General features: G+C 68.5%; 13 protein-coding genes, 1 tRNA gene and 1 pseudogene. 7 read left to right on the top strand and 8 right to left on the bottom strand.

Annotated features, from left to right (window positions below):
• From grpE to ACIRRY_RS18075, 3 genes are all read right to left on the bottom strand, one after another.
• The gene (gene grpE, locus ACIRRY_RS18085) at positions 1-657 is read right to left on the bottom strand and encodes a nucleotide exchange factor GrpE (protein WP_403973416.1); all 657 of its coding nucleotides are present in this window, start codon (positions 655-657) and stop codon (positions 1-3) included.
• On the bottom strand, positions 654-2,498 hold the full coding sequence (gene dnaK, locus ACIRRY_RS18080) for a molecular chaperone DnaK (RefSeq protein ID WP_403973413.1): 1,845 nt from the start codon (positions 2,496-2,498) through the stop codon (positions 654-656). The genes grpE and dnaK overlap by 4 nt, the downstream gene beginning before the upstream one ends.
• A gap of 96 nt (positions 2,499-2,594) precedes the next feature.
• Positions 2,595-3,617: an MraY family glycosyltransferase gene (locus ACIRRY_RS18075; RefSeq protein WP_403973410.1), complete on the bottom strand. Its 1,023-nt coding sequence runs from the start codon at positions 3,615-3,617 to the stop codon at positions 2,595-2,597.
• A gap of 225 nt (positions 3,618-3,842) precedes the next feature.
• On the opposite strand from ACIRRY_RS18075, the gene ACIRRY_RS18070 reads away from it, so the two are divergent.
• The 5 genes from ACIRRY_RS18070 to ACIRRY_RS18050 all read left to right on the top strand — a co-directional run bounded on the left by ACIRRY_RS18070 (position 3,843) and on the right by ACIRRY_RS18050 (position 9,962).
• Positions 3,843-6,134, top strand: a complete 2,292-nt coding sequence (locus tag ACIRRY_RS18070; protein WP_403973407.1) for a (Fe-S)-binding protein — start codon at positions 3,843-3,845, stop codon at positions 6,132-6,134.
• Positions 6,135-6,327: 193 nt separating this feature from the next.
• Entirely contained in the window at positions 6,328-6,729 is a 402-nt protein-coding gene (locus tag ACIRRY_RS18065; protein WP_403973405.1) for a hypothetical protein, read from the top strand.
• Positions 6,730-6,796: 67 nt separating this feature from the next.
• Positions 6,797-7,228: a hypothetical protein gene (locus ACIRRY_RS18060; RefSeq protein ID WP_403973402.1), complete on the top strand. Its 432-nt coding sequence runs from the start codon at positions 6,797-6,799 to the stop codon at positions 7,226-7,228.
• 658 nt (positions 7,229-7,886) lie between these two features.
• The gene (locus ACIRRY_RS18055) at positions 7,887-8,930 is read left to right on the top strand and encodes a YIP1 family protein (protein WP_403973400.1); all 1,044 of its coding nucleotides are present in this window, start codon (positions 7,887-7,889) and stop codon (positions 8,928-8,930) included.
• Between the two features lie 228 nt (positions 8,931-9,158).
• Entirely contained in the window at positions 9,159-9,962 is an 804-nt protein-coding gene (locus ACIRRY_RS18050) for a hypothetical protein (RefSeq protein ID WP_403973398.1), read from the top strand.
• A gap of 37 nt (positions 9,963-9,999) precedes the next feature.
• Here ACIRRY_RS18050 and ACIRRY_RS18045 read toward each other — a convergent pair whose 3' ends face one another.
• The 3 genes from ACIRRY_RS18045 to dcd form a co-directional block, all read right to left on the bottom strand.
• The gene (locus ACIRRY_RS18045; protein WP_403973396.1) at positions 10,000-10,467 is read right to left on the bottom strand and encodes a VOC family protein; all 468 of its coding nucleotides are present in this window, start codon (positions 10,465-10,467) and stop codon (positions 10,000-10,002) included.
• Positions 10,468-10,648: 181 nt separating this feature from the next.
• A complete protein-coding gene (locus ACIRRY_RS18040) occupies positions 10,649-11,158 on the bottom strand; it encodes a phosphoribosyltransferase (RefSeq protein WP_262059512.1) in 510 nt (169 codons plus the stop codon).
• Between the two features lie 2 nt (positions 11,159-11,160).
• Positions 11,161-11,736 carry a dCTP deaminase gene (gene dcd / locus ACIRRY_RS18035; RefSeq protein WP_329254500.1) on the bottom strand — a complete coding sequence of 192 codons (576 nt, stop codon included), beginning with the start codon at positions 11,734-11,736 and terminating at the stop codon, positions 11,161-11,163.
• 511 nt (positions 11,737-12,247) lie between these two features.
• Here dcd and ACIRRY_RS18030 point away from each other — a divergent pair.
• Positions 12,248-12,318, top strand: a tRNA-Gly gene (locus tag ACIRRY_RS18030).
• 294 nt (positions 12,319-12,612) lie between these two features.
• On the opposite strand, the pseudogene ACIRRY_RS18025 reads toward ACIRRY_RS18030, so the two are convergent.
• Together ACIRRY_RS18025 and ACIRRY_RS18020 are read right to left on the bottom strand one after the other, a co-directional pair.
• Positions 12,613-13,489, bottom strand: a pseudogene (locus ACIRRY_RS18025) (family 1 glycosylhydrolase).
• Positions 13,486-14,826: a mucin-1 gene (locus ACIRRY_RS18020; RefSeq protein ID WP_403973394.1), complete on the bottom strand. Its 1,341-nt coding sequence runs from the start codon at positions 14,824-14,826 to the stop codon at positions 13,486-13,488. Before ACIRRY_RS18020 ends, ACIRRY_RS18025 begins: the two are co-directional and overlap by 4 nt.
• Before the next feature lie 180 nt (positions 14,827-15,006).
• Between ACIRRY_RS18020 and ACIRRY_RS18015 the strand changes: the two genes are divergently transcribed.
• Entirely contained in the window at positions 15,007-16,026 is a 1,020-nt protein-coding gene (locus ACIRRY_RS18015) for a LacI family DNA-binding transcriptional regulator (RefSeq protein WP_403973392.1), read from the top strand.
• Positions 16,027-16,073: the final 47 nt, after the last annotated feature.

The raw sequence follows: 16,073 nt of genomic DNA, 5'->3' as shown, positions 1-16,073 counted from the left end.
TCAGCCCTCCTCAGGGCCGTTGTCCTTCTTCTCGTCGCCGGCCTCGGACTCGTCCTCGGCCTTGACGGCGCCGGGCTGCGGCTCGGCGACGGCCACCCGCGCGGGGCGGATGGTGCGCTCACCGATGCGATACCCGGGCTGCAGGATCGCCACGCAGGTCGTCTCCGTGACGTCCGGCGCGTACGAGTGCATCAGGGCCTCGTGGATCGTCGGGTCGAAGGGCTCGCCCTCCTTGCCGAACTGCTGCAGTCCCATCTTCGCCGCGGCGGTCTCCAGCGATTCCGCCACCGACTTGAAACCGCCGACGAGTTCACCGTGTTCCCGCGCGCGGTTGATGTTGTCGAGCGTCGGCATCAGCTCGGTCAGGAGGCTCGCCACGGCGATCTCCTTGACCGCGATCCGGTCGCGCTCGACCCGGCGGCGGTAGTTCTGGAACTCGGCCTGGAGCCGCTGGAGGTCCGCGGTGCGCTCTTCGAGCGCCTTGCGCACCTGGTCCAGCTGGGCCGTCAGACCGGCGATCTGAGCACTTGCGTCCCCTGCCGGGGCCGCCCCCTCCCCACTACCGGAGGGGGAGGCGACCTGCGGCTCGGCGTCGTCGGGGGTGGCGCCGGAGGGGACGTCGGGCTTCTCGTCGAAGCCCGGAGTCTCCTCCGTCACGCGGCACCGTCCTTGCGCTCGTCGTCCACGATCTCGGCGTCCACCACGTCGTCGTCCGCCCGCGGGGCCTCGGCACCGGGGGCGTCGCCGCCCGCGGACTGCGTGGCCTGGGCGTCGGCGTACATGGCCTGGCCGACCTTCTGCGAGACCGCGGCGACCTTCTCGGTGGCGGTGCGGATCTCGGCGGTGTCCTCGCCCTTCAGCGCGGCCTTCAGCTCCTCGACGGCGGCCTCGACCTCGGTCTTGACCTCGCCGGGGACCTTGTCCTCGTTGTCCTTGAGGAACTTCTCCGTCTGGTAGACGAGCTGCTCGCCCTGGTTGCGGGACTCGGCGGCCTCGCGGCGACGGTGGTCCTCGTCCGCGTACTGCTCGGCCTCCTGGCGCATGCGGTCGACCTCGTCCTTCGGCAGCGAGGAGCCGCCGGTGACGGTCATCTTCTGCTCCTTGCCGGTGCCGAGGTCCTTGGCCGTGACATGCATGATGCCGTTGGCGTCGATGTCGAAGGAGACCTCGATCTGCGGGACACCACGCGGGGCCGGCGGCAGACCGGTCAGCTCGAACATCCCGAGCTTCTTGTTGTACGCCGCGATCTCGCGCTCGCCCTGGTAGACCTGGATCTGCACGGAGGGCTGGTTGTCCTCGGCGGTGGTGAAGATCTCGGACCGCTTGGTCGGGATCGTGGTGTTGCGCTCGATGAGCTTGGTCATGATCCCTCCCTTGGTCTCGATACCGAGGGACAGCGGGGTCACGTCGAGGAGCAGGACGTCCTTGACCTCGCCCTTGAGGACACCGGCCTGGAGGGACGCGCCGATGGCGACGACCTCGTCCGGGTTGACGCCCTTGTTGGCGTCCTTGCCGCCGGTGAGCTCGCGCACGATCTCCGCGACGGCGGGCATCCGGGTGGAGCCACCGACGAGGACGACGTGGTCGATCTCGTTGATGGAGATGCCGGCGTCCTTGATGACGTTGTGGAACGGCGTCTTGCAGCGCTCCAGCAGGTCGGCCGTCAGCTGCTGGAACTGGGCGCGGGTGAGCTTCTCGTCCAGGTGCAGCGGGCCCTCGGCGGACGCCGTGATGTAGGGCAGGTTGATCGAGGTCTCGGTGGAGCTGGACAGCTCGATCTTGGCCTTCTCGGCAGCCTCACGGAGACGCTGGAGGGCCATCTTGTCCTTGCCCAGGTCCACGCCGTGGCCGGACGCGAACTGCTTCACCAGGTAGTCGACGACCCGCTGGTCCCAGTCGTCACCACCGAGGTGGTTGTCGCCGTTCGTGGCCTTCACCTCGACGACGCCGTCGCCGATCTCCAGGAGGGACACGTCGAAGGTGCCGCCACCGAGGTCGAAGACGAGGATCGTCTGGTCGTCCTTGTCGAGGCCGTACGCCAGCGCCGCCGCCGTCGGCTCGTTCACGATGCGCAGGACGTTCAGGCCCGCGATCTCGCCGGCCTCCTTCGTCGCCTGACGCTCGGAGTCGTTGAAGTAGGCCGGGACGGTGATGACCGCGTCGGCCACCTTCTCGCCCAGGTACGCCTCGGCGTCGCGCTTCAGCTTCTGCAGGATGAAGGCGCTCATCTGCTGCGGGTTGAAGCTCTTGCCGTCCAGCTCGATCTTCCAGTCCGTGCCCATGTGGCGCTTCACGGAGCGGATGGTGCGGTCCACGTTCGTGACCGCCTGGCGCTTGGCCACCTCGCCGACGAGCACCTCGCCGTTCTTGGCGAAGGCGACGACGGACGGCGTGGTCCTGGCGCCCTCTGCGTTGGTGATGACGGTGGGCTCGCCGCCTTCAAGAACGCTGACGACGGAGTTAGTCGTGCCCAGGTCGATGCCGACCGCACGTGCCATGGTTGATTCCTCCAGCAATGACTTGAGTGGAACAGGCTCAAGTGTGCACGACACTCACCGCTGGGTCAACAGAGCTGAGTCGACCAGGCTCAACTCTTATCCGTTCCTTACACGCAACTGAGCCCTGACCTGCGAAGACACCGCACGCCGCGTCCCGTAGACAGCGACTTTAAGCAGTCCGAATACGACCACGACGGCCCCGCCCGCCACCCACACGACGGCGGATTCACCTGCCCACCCGTTGTGCACGAGCACCCCGACGAGCACTCCGGAGAACGCGCCGGCCCCCACGAGCACCACCGCCCCCTGCGGGGTGAGCCCCAACTTCCGCAGCCGGTGGGCGAGATGGTCGGGTCCGCCCCGCAGCAGCGCCCGCCCGGCCAGCCGCCGCGACAGCAGCACCAGGACGGCATCGGCGCCGACGACGGCGGTGAGCGCGAACAGCACCCCAGCGCCGGACGCGAACCCGCGCCCCGCCTGCGTGAGCACGGCCGCCGAGGCGAGCAGGAACCCCGTGAACAGCGACCCGCACGCGCCGAGCGCGATCCGCGCGGGATGCCAGTTGTGCATCAGGAACCCGGTGAGCGCCGCGGCCAGCACACTCGACAACACCGCGAGCCCGTCCATCACTTCCAGCGCGGCACAGGCCCCCACCCCGAAGGCGGTGACCACCCCCACGGTCCCCGCGAGCCCGTCCGCGTGATCGAGCCCCTTGAAGGCGGCGGCGACACACACGATCCACACCACGGCCAGCAGCCCGCCGGGCACCCCGATCTCGCCGTACGGCACGACACAGGCCGCCGCCACCGCCGTACCGAAGACCAGGAACCGCGCCTTCAGCCGCCAGACGTCGGCGACGAGCCCGAGCGCGGCGACCGCGGATCCGGCGGTGAGCAGTCCGCCGACGCCGTCACCGAGCGGGGCGACGCCGGTCCGGTCGCACGCCCAGGTCACCGACACGACGGCGAGCGCGACGGCCAGTCCCCCGAGCAGCGGTACCTGCCGCGTCCGCCGTCTGCGGTCGACGACTCCCGCCCGCAGTGCGGGCACCCGGAGCAGTGCGGCGAGGAGGGCGGCGAGGAGAAGGGCGGTCGTGGCGGCGAGAATCCCGTAGAGCACGGTTCTAAATTAGACGCAAATGTACCAATTCAGTACGAATAACACGATCGGACCGTCACAGGTTTTTAAGGCGACCCTCAGCGACATAGATCACCGCACGGCTGGCTACAGTGCGACAGAGAATGGGGGTAATCTCGGTCGGACCGATTAAGTTACCGCTTAGTAATATTCTTGGTCATGCTCTTGGTAATGCCTTGACCCCTCGCAGGCCCGAGGAGCCCTGAAATGCAACTCGCCGCGATCATCGTGTCGCTGGTTCTGATCGTGGTCGGTGTGGCGTTGTTCGCCCGCGCCGTCCTGCAGATCTACACCTTCATGCGACTCGGCCAGAACGTGCCCGCGGGCACCCGCACCGACGAACCCGTCCAGCGCACTGTCACGGTGGCCAAGGAGTTCCTCGGCCACACCCGGATGAACCGCTGGGGTGTCGTCGGCGTCGCGCACTGGTTCGTGGCGGTGGGCTTCTTCTCACTGCTGCTGACGATCGTCAACGCCGTCGGCCAGCTCTTCCAGGCCGACTGGCTGCTGCCGGTCATCGGCGAATGGGCGCCGTACAACGTCTTCGTCGAGTTCATCGGCACGATGACGGTCCTCGGCATCCTCGTCCTGATCGCGATCCGCCAGCTCAGCAAGCCGAACCGGCCGGGCCGCAAGTCCCGCTTCGCCGGCTCCAACTTCGGCCAGGCGTACTTCGTCGAGGCCGTCATCCTCATCGTCGGCGTCTGCATCTTCATGCTGCACGCCCTCGAAGGCGCCCAGCACCACGTCGACGCGTACGAGGCGTCCTTCTTCATCTCGTACCCCGTGGTCTCGGCCCTTCGGCACCTGGACGTCTCCACGCTCCAGAACCTCACGTACCTCTTCGCCGGCGTGAAGATCGCGACCTCCTTCATCTGGATGATCACGGTCGCCTTGAAGACCGACATGGGCGTCGCCTGGCACCGCTTCCTGGCGTTCCCGAACATCTGGTTCAAGCGGAACGCGACCGGTGAGACGTCCCTGGGAGCCCTGCTCCCGATGACGTCGGGCGGCAAGCCGATCGACTTCACCGACCCCGGTGACGACGACGTGTTCGGCGTGTCCCAGGTCGAGCAGTTCTCCTGGAAGGGCCTCCTGGACTTCTCCACCTGTACGGAGTGCGGTCGCTGCCAGTCGCAGTGCCCCGCCTGGAACACCGGCAAGCCGCTCTCCCCCAAGCTCCTGATCATGTCCCTGCGCGACCACGCGCACGCCAAGGCCCCCTACCTGCTCGCGGGTGGCGGCAAGTCGGCGGAGGGCGAGGAGAAGGCCACCGAGGAGCAGCTCGCAGGCGTCCCCGCCGCAGCCCTCGCCGAGGCCGAACGCCCCCTCATCGGCACCGCCGAGGAGAACGGGGTCATCGACCCGGACGTCCTGTGGTCGTGCACCACCTGCGGAGCCTGCGTCGAGCAGTGCCCGGTGGACATCGAGCACGTCGATCACATCGTCGACATGCGCCGCTACCAGGTGATGATCGAGTCCGCGTTCCCGTCCGAGGCGGGGACGATGCTGAAGAACCTGGAGAAGAAGGGCAACCCCTGGGGCCTGGCGAAGAAGCAGCGCCTGGAGTGGCTCAAGGAGGTCGAGTTCGAGGTCCCGGTCGTCGGCCAGGACATCGAGGACCTCAGCGAGGTCGAGTACCTGTACTGGGTCGGCTGCGCCGGCGCCCTGGAGGACCGCGCGAAGAAGACCACGAAGGCCTTCGCGGAACTCCTCCACATCGCGGGCGTGAAGTTCGCGATCATGGGCGGTGACGAGAAGTGCACCGGCGACTCCGCACGCCGTCTGGGCAACGAGCCGCTGTTCCAGGAGCTCGGCATGGAGAACGTCATGGCACTCAACATGGCGTTCGGCGAGGAACTCGACGACGACGGCAAGGTGGTCGCGGCCTCCGCGAAGCCGAAGTCGGCGAAGAAGATCGTCGCGACGTGCCCGCACTGCCTCAACACCATCGGCAACGAGTACCCGCAGCTCGGCGGCGACTACGAGGTCATCCACCACACCCAGCTCCTCCAGCACCTGGTGGACGAGGGCAAGCTGGTCCCGGTCACGCCGGTCGAGGGCATCATCACCTACCACGACCCCTGCTACCTGGGCCGCCACAACAAGATCTACACACCCCCGCGCGAGATCATCGCGAGCGTCCCGGGCCTGCGCAACGAGGAGATGCACCGCCACAAGGAACGCGGCTTCTGCTGCGGCGCGGGCGGCGCGCGGATGTGGATGGAAGAGCGCATCGGCAAACGCATCAACAACGAACGCGTCGACGAAGCCCTCTCCCTCAACCCCGACATCGTCTCCACGGCCTGCCCCTTCTGCCTCGTCATGCTCACCGACTCGGTCAACGGCAAGAAGAACGACGGCAAGGCCAAGGAGTCCATCCAGGTCGTCGACGTGGCCCAACTGCTCCTCGACTCGGTCAAGAAGCCGGCAGACGACGAGCCCCCGGCGGGCACCACGGAACCGGAGAACGCCCCGGAGCCCCAGCCGGTGAAGTAACCCAGCCAGTCCGCTACGACGACGCCCCGCACCCTCATCGGAGGGCGCGGGGCGTCGTCGTAGCGTCCGCCGTCCGTCCCCATGGTGTAGTGCGCTACACCATGGATCCGGGAGGGCGGTCCCTCGTGGCGGCGGGCGCGCGACGGAATCGTAGAGGGCAGAGATCACGTCCCCTCCTCCCTTAGGAATTCCCGTGAAGTCGCTGCTCGCCACCGTGAAGTCGTTCGTCGCCAACCTGCTGCTGTGGTCGTTCTTCGTCGGCGGCCTCGCCGCGAGCACGGCCTCCGGGGCGGTGCTGGACGGTACGGCGAAGAGCGCCGCCACCTTCGCCGGTATCGCCGTCTCCCTGTTCACCGGTTCACGCATCGCGAAGAAGCCGAGGATCAAGGCGTTCCTGTCGAAGCCGTCGACCCTGTGGTTCCTGTTCCTCTTCAACGGCGGTGTAGCCGCGTTCTGCTACTTCTCCATGGACGGCATCAAGGGCATCGCGACCGCCGCCGGTATGGGCCTGGTCTCCATCGGCGCGGCGGGCGGTCTGGTCGCGGCGCACCGCGCGCCGGCCACCGAGGCGCGAGTGGAAGAGCCCTGGGCCTGACCTCTGGGCCTGACGAGCTCGCCCGCGACGTCCCTCTCTTCCGACCTCACCCGAAAAGGACACGCCCATGACCAGGACCACGACCACAACCACGAACCGTCGCCGCCGTACGACCACCCTGACCATGACCGCCGCAGCCATAGCCCTGACCACCGGGCTCCTCACGGCCTGCGACCCCACCGACACGTCCAACTCCCTCGACTGCATCCAGAACTGGGGCACGATCTCCGACAGCCTCAAGGAGATCCACGACACCGGCGAAGCTGCGGCCAAGGACCCGACGGACGCAACCAAGAGCGACAGGGCCATCGACTCACTCGAGAAGAACCTGGACAAGATCGGCTCCGACTCGGACGACAACAAGGTCGACAAGGCGGTCGGCGACCTCGACAAGGCGATCTCCGACTACAACAAGTCGATCCTCAACGGCGATACGAACCCCGACTCCAGCAAGATCGACGCGGCAGCGGACAAACTCAAGAACGTCTGCACGTCATAGCGACAGAGAGCGCCTGTTCGGACGTGACCGTTGGGCCAGGCATGAACTCCCTTGGGTGAGCTGTGTTCTCGGCCGGGGTGCAGGGACGCACCCGCGCCTCGCCAGCACGCCGGGCAGGCTCAGCGGCCAACCCCCGGTGGGGACTTCCAGAACCAAACTCCCGACCGGCCCTGGACCGGGCCCATCCGGCTCGGCCCGGGTGGTGGGTGCGTCTGCGATCGGTTCCGCCCCCTGGGTTCCCACCCTGCACCCTCAGGAAGCTGGGGTCACTTCTAACCAGTAACAAGTATTGACAGTGGTTAGAAACGACCCCAGCTTCCAGCACCCACCCATGCCCACCCATCCACCGTTGGCCGCTGAGCCGGCCCGGCGTGCAGGCGAGACGGCAGCGCGCCCCTCCACTCCGGCCGAGAACGCAGTACAGGTAAGGGCATGAATGCCTCGGCCACCCGTTCCTTCGGGCCGCTCGCTCGCTTCTCCCACGGGCTGGAGCGGGCCGTGTCAAGGGTGGAGCGGAGCGGAATCGGCGAAGCCGACGCGTAGCGCAGCGGAGCGCCCTTTACTCGGGCCGTGGAAGCCCGACACTGGTAAAGAAGCGAGTGGCCCAACGGTCACATCGCACCACCCCCCACAAGACCCCGTGTCCGTCCCTTAGGGGATGTCACAGCTCGGCAGCAAAGCCCCACCTGAAACCCCCGGCCCGACACGTGTCTCCGCGGAACCAGGTACGTTCGATGACGTGGCTGGATTCAGGATCGGACGCGGCGGCCGGGACAACAGGGCCCCGCAAGCGCGCCCTCAACAACCTCCGTACGGGCAGCAGGCACCCCCCGCACCCCAGGGGGCACCGCAGAGACAGCCGTACGGCTACCCCTCGGCGCCGCAGCCGTACCCGCAGCAGCACCCGCAGTACGGAAGTCCTGCGGGTGGCGGCGGCCGGCAGTGGTCCCAGGGGAACGGCGGCAACGGCGCCTACGGCGACGAGCCGGAGTACTTCGGTGACGGCGGCGGGTACCCGCAGGGCGCCCACCCGGGCACCCCGGACCCGTACGCGGCGAACAACCCGGGCAACACCCAGGCCTTCTCCGTAGGTGAGGACCCGTACACCCAGGGCGGTACGTACCGCGCGGGCTCCACCCAGGCGCCCGCGGGCCCGGTCGGCCCCCGCCTGCACTGGAAGGACCTGTTGAGAGGCATCGTCCTGGCCCCCCAGCAGACCTTCCTCCAGATGCGGGACTACACGATGTGGGGCCCCGCCCTGATCGTGACGTTCCTCTACGGCCTGCTCGCGGTCTTCGGTTTCGACGGCGCCCGCGCGGACGCCATAAGCGCCACCCTGGCGAACGCGGTCCCGATCGTCCTGATCACGTCCGTGGCGATGGTGCTGTCGTCCTTCGTCCTGGGCGTGGTCACCCACACCCTGGCCCGCCAACTGGGCGGCGACGGAGCCTGGCAGCCCACGGTCGGCCTGTCGATGCTGATCATGTCCCTCACCGACGCCCCCCGCCTGGTCTTCGCCATGTTCTTCGGCGGCGACGCGACCTTCGTCCAGGCCCTCGGCTGGGCCACCTGGATCGCGGCCGGAGCCCTCCTGACCATGATGGTCAGCCGTTCCCACGACCTCCCCTGGCCCAAGGCCCTGGGTGCCGCGTCGATCCAACTGATCGCCCTGCTGTCGATCGTGAAGCTGGGCACGTTCTAGAGACTTCACCACGCCAAAGGGCTCCCGGTTCCGTACCGGGAGCCCTTCGGCGTGGAAGGGGCGAGTGGCGGAAGTTGACTGGCAGCCGGCGAGCCCGCCAACCCCCGGCGAAGCCGGGATGAAGTGCTGGGCCGGTTCGGCGATCACGCACAACCTCCCATCCACCCCCTCTGTCAGATGCGGGTGAAGTCACCACTCGACGCATCACACGTGGGGGGAAACCACACCATGCGCATCCGTACCGTCGTCGCCACCGCGACCGCCGCCGCCCTCAGCGCAGCCCTGGCCGTCGCCGCACTCGCCGCCCCGGCTGCCGGGGCCGCCCGGGGCGCCCAGGACGACTCGGCCTCGACGTTCTGGAACATCGACGTCAACCACGACCGCGACTACACCGTCGGCGTCACGGCCACGCAGAAGAGAGTGTTCTCGGTCTCCGCGACCGTCAGCGACCCGTCCGGCGTCAAGAGCGCGTCGTTCGAGCTGTGGCACGGGGACGAGGACCGGGCGAAGGCCGACGGGGTCATCACCGGTTCCGCCCAGTGCCACAAGATCAACGCGCTCACCTCCTACTGCGAGGCCCTCCTGACCGCCGACCCGAACGTCAACCTCCGCAGCAACGCCCTCGCCGGTCTCTGGTACATGGCCCCCGTCGCCGTCGACGGCGACGGCAACGTCACCCGCGGGGAGGGCGCCTACTTCGCCCGCATCAAGCGCCCGACCTACCTGTCCCAGACCGACGCCACCCCCGAGCCGGTGAAGAAGGGCCAGAACCTGAGCGTCAAGGCCCAGATGACCGTGGCCAGTTGGGCGCAGCACAAGAACGTGCCCCTCATCGGACACCAGGTGCTGCTCCAGTACCGCAAGGGCACCAGCGGCCCCTTCGTGACGCTGAAGAAGCTCAAGACCGACAGCAACGGCTGGGCCGGGGCCACCGTGAAGGCGACGGCGGACGGTGCGTACCGCTACGAGTTCGCGGGCACGAGCCTCACCCAGCCCGCGAGCGGCTGGACCGACTACGTCGACGTGAAGTGACCCCTGCCCGCTGACTCGAACGGAACGCGGTGGCGGGTCAGGCCGGGGTGTCGGTGTCCTGCGCGGCGGCGAACTCCTCGGGGCCCTGCTCCGCCGCCGCCGGGTCCATCCACATGACCTGCCAGCCGTGGCCGTCGAGGTCGTAGAAGCTGCGCGAGTACATGAAGCCGTAGTCCTCGGCGCCGTCGACCTCGGTGCCGCCCGCCGCGAGGGCGGCGGCGCTGACCGCGTCGACCTCGTCGCGGGAGGACACGCTGAAGCAGTACAGCGCCAGCGTGTGCGTGGCGGGATCGGCCAGCGGCAGCTTCGCGAACTGCGCGAACTTCTCCCGGCTGAGCAGCATGACGAAGGCCTGCTCGCCGACCAGCATGCAGGCGGAGCTCTCGTCGGCGAACTTCGGGTTGAAGCCGAACCCGAGCTTGGCGAAGAACGCCTTGCTGCGCTCGATGTCCACAACGGGGATGTTCAGGAACAGCATGCGGCCGGGGTGTGCGGAAGTGGTCATGACGGGTCTCCGGTCATTGGCTCGATGGCGTACGTCCCTGTAGACCGCTCCGGCCGACGGAACTCATCGGTCACTCGCCCCCGACATACCCCCCTTCGCTCACTGATCGGCGCGCTCAAAGCCCTGCTGCCCAGCGCCTGCAACCCCGCCGGCCACGGCACCCCCAACCCCCACCCCCAGGTCAGACCGCTTCCGTGTTCGGCTTGGCCGCTTCTCCCGACCTGTGCACCGGCGGCAGCACACTCCACGGGAAGTTGATCCAGTCGTCGGTGCGCTTCCACACGTACTCGCACTTCACCAGCGACTGCGACTTCTCGTAGACGACCGCGCTGCGCACCTCGGCGACGGTGTCCAGGCAGAAGTCGCGGACCAGCTTGAGGGTCTTGCCGGTGTCGGCGACGTCGTCGGTGATCAGGACCTTCTTGGAGGAGAAGTCGATCGCGTTGGGGACGGGGGCGAGCATCACGGGCATGTCGAGGGTGGTGCCGACGCCCGTGTAGAACTCGACGTTCACGAGGCTGATGTTCTTGCAGTCGAGGGCGTAGGCGAGGCCCCCGGCGACGAAGACCCCGCCGCGGGCGATGCTGAGGATGACGTCGGGCTCGTAGCCGTCGTCGGCGATGGTCTGCGCGAGCTCGCGCACGGCGACGCCGAACGTGTCGTAGGTCAGGTTCTCCCGTACGGCGTCCACGCTCACACCTGCGTCCGGTGGAAGTTGAGGAAGGAGCGGGAGGCGGTCGGCCCGCGCTGGCCCTGGTAGCGGGAGCCGTAGCGCTCGCTGCCGTAGGGGAACTCGGCCGGTGAACTGAGCCGGAACAGGCACAGTTGGCCGATCTTCATGCCGGGCCAGAGCTTGATGGGGAGCGTCGCGAGATTCGACAACTCCAGCGTCACGTGCCCGGAGAAGCCGGGGTCGATGAAGCCGGCGGTGGAGTGCGTGACGAGCCCGAGCCGGCCGAGGGAGGACTTCCCTTCGAGGCGGGACGCGAGGTCGTCGGGGAGCGACACGACCTCGTAGGTCGAGGCGAGCACGAACTCGCCGGGGTGGAGGATGAACGGCTCGTCGCCCTCCGGCTCCACCAGCCGTGTCAGATCCGCCTGTTCGACGGAGGGGTCGATGTGGGGGTAGCGGTGGTTCTCGAACACCCGGAAGTAGCGGTCGAGGCGCACGTCGACACTCGACGGCTGCACCATGGATTCGTCGTAGGGATCGATCCGGACCCGCCCGGCGTCGATCTCGGCCCGGATGTCCTTGTCTGAGAGAAGCACGCCCCGAGGATACGCAAGACGCGCGGACCGACCACCATCGGACGGACCCGCGCGCCAGCGACTGCCTACCGTGTCACCGCTACTGCTTCTCCAAGGTCACCAGCACCACACTGCGGAGCCGGGCACACCGCGGACACCGCACGAGCCGGCCGGGGCCGAGGCGCTCCGCCTGCTGCATCGGGAACGAAGCGGTACTGAACACGTGCCCATCGGCACATCGGACGACGGTGCGCTCCATCAAGTCCATGAGTCCCTTCCCCAAGAGCCGCGTCCGGCTGCTGCTCGCCGAACACCAAATGCCACATTACGGGATGAAAGGAACGACTCTCCAGGCGGCACTCCGGTCTCACCCAGACCCTCTTCCACGCCTCCACCGTACGCCCCAACTCCGGCCCCCCGCAGCCGTGTCCGCCCTCCGAAACGCGACCGGGCCACCGCGGCCTCAGCACCGGGGACCCGACATGCGGTACAGTGACAGAGCGTTCCGACACCGGTTCAACCGGCGTCTCACGCGGGTGTAGTTTAGTGGTAGAACATCAGCTTCCCAAGCTGAGAGTGCGAGTTCGATTCTCGTCACCCGCTCTTTTTGAAGCCCTAGGTCAGCGACCTGGGGCTTCTGCTTTTGCGGGGTCTTTCGGTGCCGTTGCGGCAGGTGAAGTCTCGGAAGATCGGGCACGCGGAGGGCACGAACTCCCGGGGCATGTCGCAGAGTCGGCCAGCGGGAGGCCGCTGATCTGCAATGTTGCTCGAAGGATCGGCACGTTCGCCGGTGAAAGCCCTCAGCTTCGCCGTCCCTCGACGCAGTCCGCCGCTTACGCCGAGGCTTCCACGGAAGCGGGCCGGGCTTTCCGCCTCGCCCTTGCCGTGCGGGGCGCTTCAGTGGTGCGCTCTCGGCAGCATCCTGGTGTGTCCCAGGTTCCCCAGCCGGGCGGCGGAGGGCTTAGGGGTGCGGTGCGTTCGAGAGTGTCGGGGTCTACGGCGATCAGGCCGAAGGTGGGTTGGTAGGAGCCCCCATTCATAGGTGTCGAGGGCGCTCCAGGAAAGATGGCCGCGGATGTCGAGGCCACCCGCCAGGGCGGCGGCGATCGAGGAGAGGGCGCCGGCGCCGTAGTCGACGCACCGGCTGTCGTCGGCGGTGGCGATGCCGTTCTCGGTGACGATCAGCGGGACGTCGCCGATGATGGCGGCGGTGTGACGCCGAGCGTGGCGGATGGCCTCGGGGTAGTGCTCCCAGCCCGTGAAGTGCGCTCCGCGTCGTCGGGGGTCGGGATCGGGCCGTCCACGCCGATCCTCGCACGCGTGGAGGACCGGACTCCGATCCAGTCGTCGTCGCGGGCGGCTTCGACGAAGACGTCCTCTCGGGGGTTGCCGTAGGCGGCGGTCGCGGCCTCCGCGCCGGGCATCGCCTGCTGATGGACCTGGTTGGCGGCCTTTAGGGCTATGAGGGAGGGCGATCTCCACCTTGGAAAACCTTCCAGGGGCGGGTTCGACGCGCGCCCGTTCGATGCTGAACCGGTAGTCGGTGAAGCCCTGTTCGGCGAGCAGGTCCATGTCCTCGTGCCGGCGGTGGTAGCTGTCGCAGGCGTCACCACTGGGGTTCGGGGAGCGTGCTGTCCGCTTCGTGTTCCCGGTGTCACCAGTCGCTGTTGACGTTGTTGCCCTCGCTCCGGTGGGCGGCGGTGGAGGTGCCCCGGAGGGAATCTGCGGGGAAGGGGTGACCTGTGGAAGGGGTTTTCACGGCCGGGCCGCTCAACTCGTGGTCGGTCCGGGCCAGACGGCGGACGCGTCGTCGCGACCGGGATCGGGCAGGCGGACCGGGCGGACCGGGACGGTGCGGGTGTGCCCTTGCGTCACCGCCGTCCAGCGGGCGGGGTGTCCCGCGTAGCACAGGCCGGTCAGAACGAAGACGCCGTCGGCGTAGACCTCGACGTACTCGCCGATGGTGAGTACACGCAGGGTGGTCGCGGGCTCGGTCAGGACGGTCTCGCCCAGTGGCGCGCCGGCGGGACCGGTGATCCAGAGGTTCTTGCCGTCGCAGCCGACCACCAGGGCCGGACCGTCGTCGCCGGTTCGAAGGGTGACCTCCACACGCCCGGAGACAGCGATATCGCCGACCGCGTGCAGTGCCGGGTCCGTCGTCTCCTCCAGCAGCCAGGTGTCGAGGCCGGGCCACCACTCCAGGCGGGGTGCCGAACCCTCGCGTATGACAAGGGACTTGGGCTGGGCCAGCATGCCGCGGCAGCGGTCACCCGCATCCTTCAGATCGACCCGGCGGGGTGTGGTGTGCAGGACGACGCGGGAGCCGTCGGGAGCCGTGATGACGCGAGGGGCGTACGAGCCGGTCGGGCCCAGCGGACCACGACGGGTCCACGGTCCCCGCAGCCGCGGCGCGGTCCACGCCTCGAAGCCGCGGGTCGCGCCGAGCGAGCCGATCAGCAACCAGCTTTCGTCGTCGAGGCGTTCGAGGACCGGGCACTCCAACTCGTCCACGTCACCGGGTGAGATGAGCGGCGGGTGGACCGTCCAGTGCTCCAGGTCGTCCGAAGTCGCCCACCCCACACAGCCGCTGACCTCGACGGGAAGCGACGCGTCGGCGGCGCAGACGACCATGACCCAGCCGTCCGACTCGTCGTCGCGCACCACGAACGGGTCGCGCCAGCCCATGCGTTCGCCGGTGCGGTACCAGCGGTCGTCCGCCTCGGCGACCGGCCCGGTGCCGTGGCGGCGCCAGCCGGTGCCGTCCGTGCGGTCGGAGTACGCGAGGCCGACGGACTGCAACGGCCAGCCGCCGTCGGTCAGTCCGCTGACGCCCGTGTAGAACATCGCCGACCCGGCCCCCTGTCGTACGGGGTGCATCGTCCACACCGCCTGCTGGTCGAATCGGCCGGGCAGGCCGTTGCCGAAGGCGGTGCCCTCGGGCCGCCAGGCGACCAGGTCGGTGGAGGTGGCCCTGCCGTAGGAGGTCTCCATCCTCAGGTGGTCGAACTCGCTCGTCCAGGGGCCCTGAAGGTGCAGCACGGTGTAGGTGCCGTCGTCGTCGCGGAGCAGGGCGAAGTCGTTCACGCAGAGGCCGGGCGGGGCGTATCGCATGCACAGTTCCTGTCGGCTCGCAGCGCTCAAACGCGTGCGCTGACCAATGATCTCGAAGGTCTCGCTTGAGAATCGGCCCCAGTAAAACTGAACGCAAACGCTTGCGCAACAACGAGGCCGGGTTTACGGTCACGTCACCCACAGATCACACCGACGTGAAACCGACGGGAGAAAAGCGCTGTGACCGTCAGCATCACCGATGTCGCCCGCACCGCCGGAGTCTCGGCGTCCACCGTGTCCCGTGCCCTGCGCGGCCGGCCGGGTGTCTCCGACGAAGTGCGGGCACAGATCACGGCCGTCGCCGCACAACTCGGCTATACGGCGTCCCGCTCGGCCTCCAGCCTGGCCAGCGGGCGGACCTTCACGATCGGGGTCGTGGTGCCGTACGTGGGCCGCTGGTTCTTCGGCACCGTGCTGGACGCCGCCGAGCACGTGTTCAGCGCCGCCGGCTACGACGTCCTGCTGTACAACCTGGGCTCCCCGGAGACACGCAAGCGCTTCTTCACCAGGATGCCGGTCCGCAAGCGGGTCGACGCCGTGCTGTCGCTGCTCATCCCCGACGAGGAGGAGTCGGCGGCGCTGCGGTCGCTCGGGGTGCCGCTGGCCAGCACGGTCGGCGGCGCCCGGCCCGGCTTCACCGTGGTCGGCATCGACGACCGGGCCGGCACCGAGAGCGCCGTACGACATCTGGTGAACCTCGGCCACCGCCGGATCGGCATGATCAGCGGGTCGAGCGGGCCGCAGCACTGGACCACGCCCGTCGCGCGCCGCCAGGCATACCTCGACGTGTTGGCCGAGGCCGGGATCGATCACGATCCGGCCCTGGAGGCGGACGGCGACTACACCGTCGAGGGCGGTGAGCGGGCCATGACCGAACTGCTGGCCGCCTCCCGGCCGCCGACCGCCGTGTTCGCCCAGTCCGACGAGATGGCGATGGGCGCCCTGCGGGCCCTGCGGCGGCACCGGCTGAAGGTGCCGGACGACGTGTCCGTGGTCGGCTTCGACGATCACGAACTCGCCGACGTGATCGGGCTGACCACCGTCGCCCAGCCGGTCGCAGGGCAAGGCGCCGAGGCCGCCCGGCTGCTGCTGCGCCAGCTCGACGGGCCGGACACCGAGGCACCCGGGCATGTGCAGATGCCCATCCGTCTGGTCCTGCGCGAGACCACCGCACCGCCGCGCCCGCGCGGACCCCAGTAACCCCTCAGACCCGAGCAACTCCGCAGCCCCCGGTAACCCCTCAGCCC

Origin of the sequence: Streptomyces sp. NPDC101776 (genome assembly GCF_044766845.1) — a bacterium.
In the GTDB taxonomy this organism is placed as follows: Bacteria; Actinomycetota; Actinomycetes; order Streptomycetales; family Streptomycetaceae; genus Streptomyces.
The sequence above is the reverse complement of the archived record's forward strand: the minus strand, read 5'-3'. Positions and strand labels throughout refer to the sequence as shown.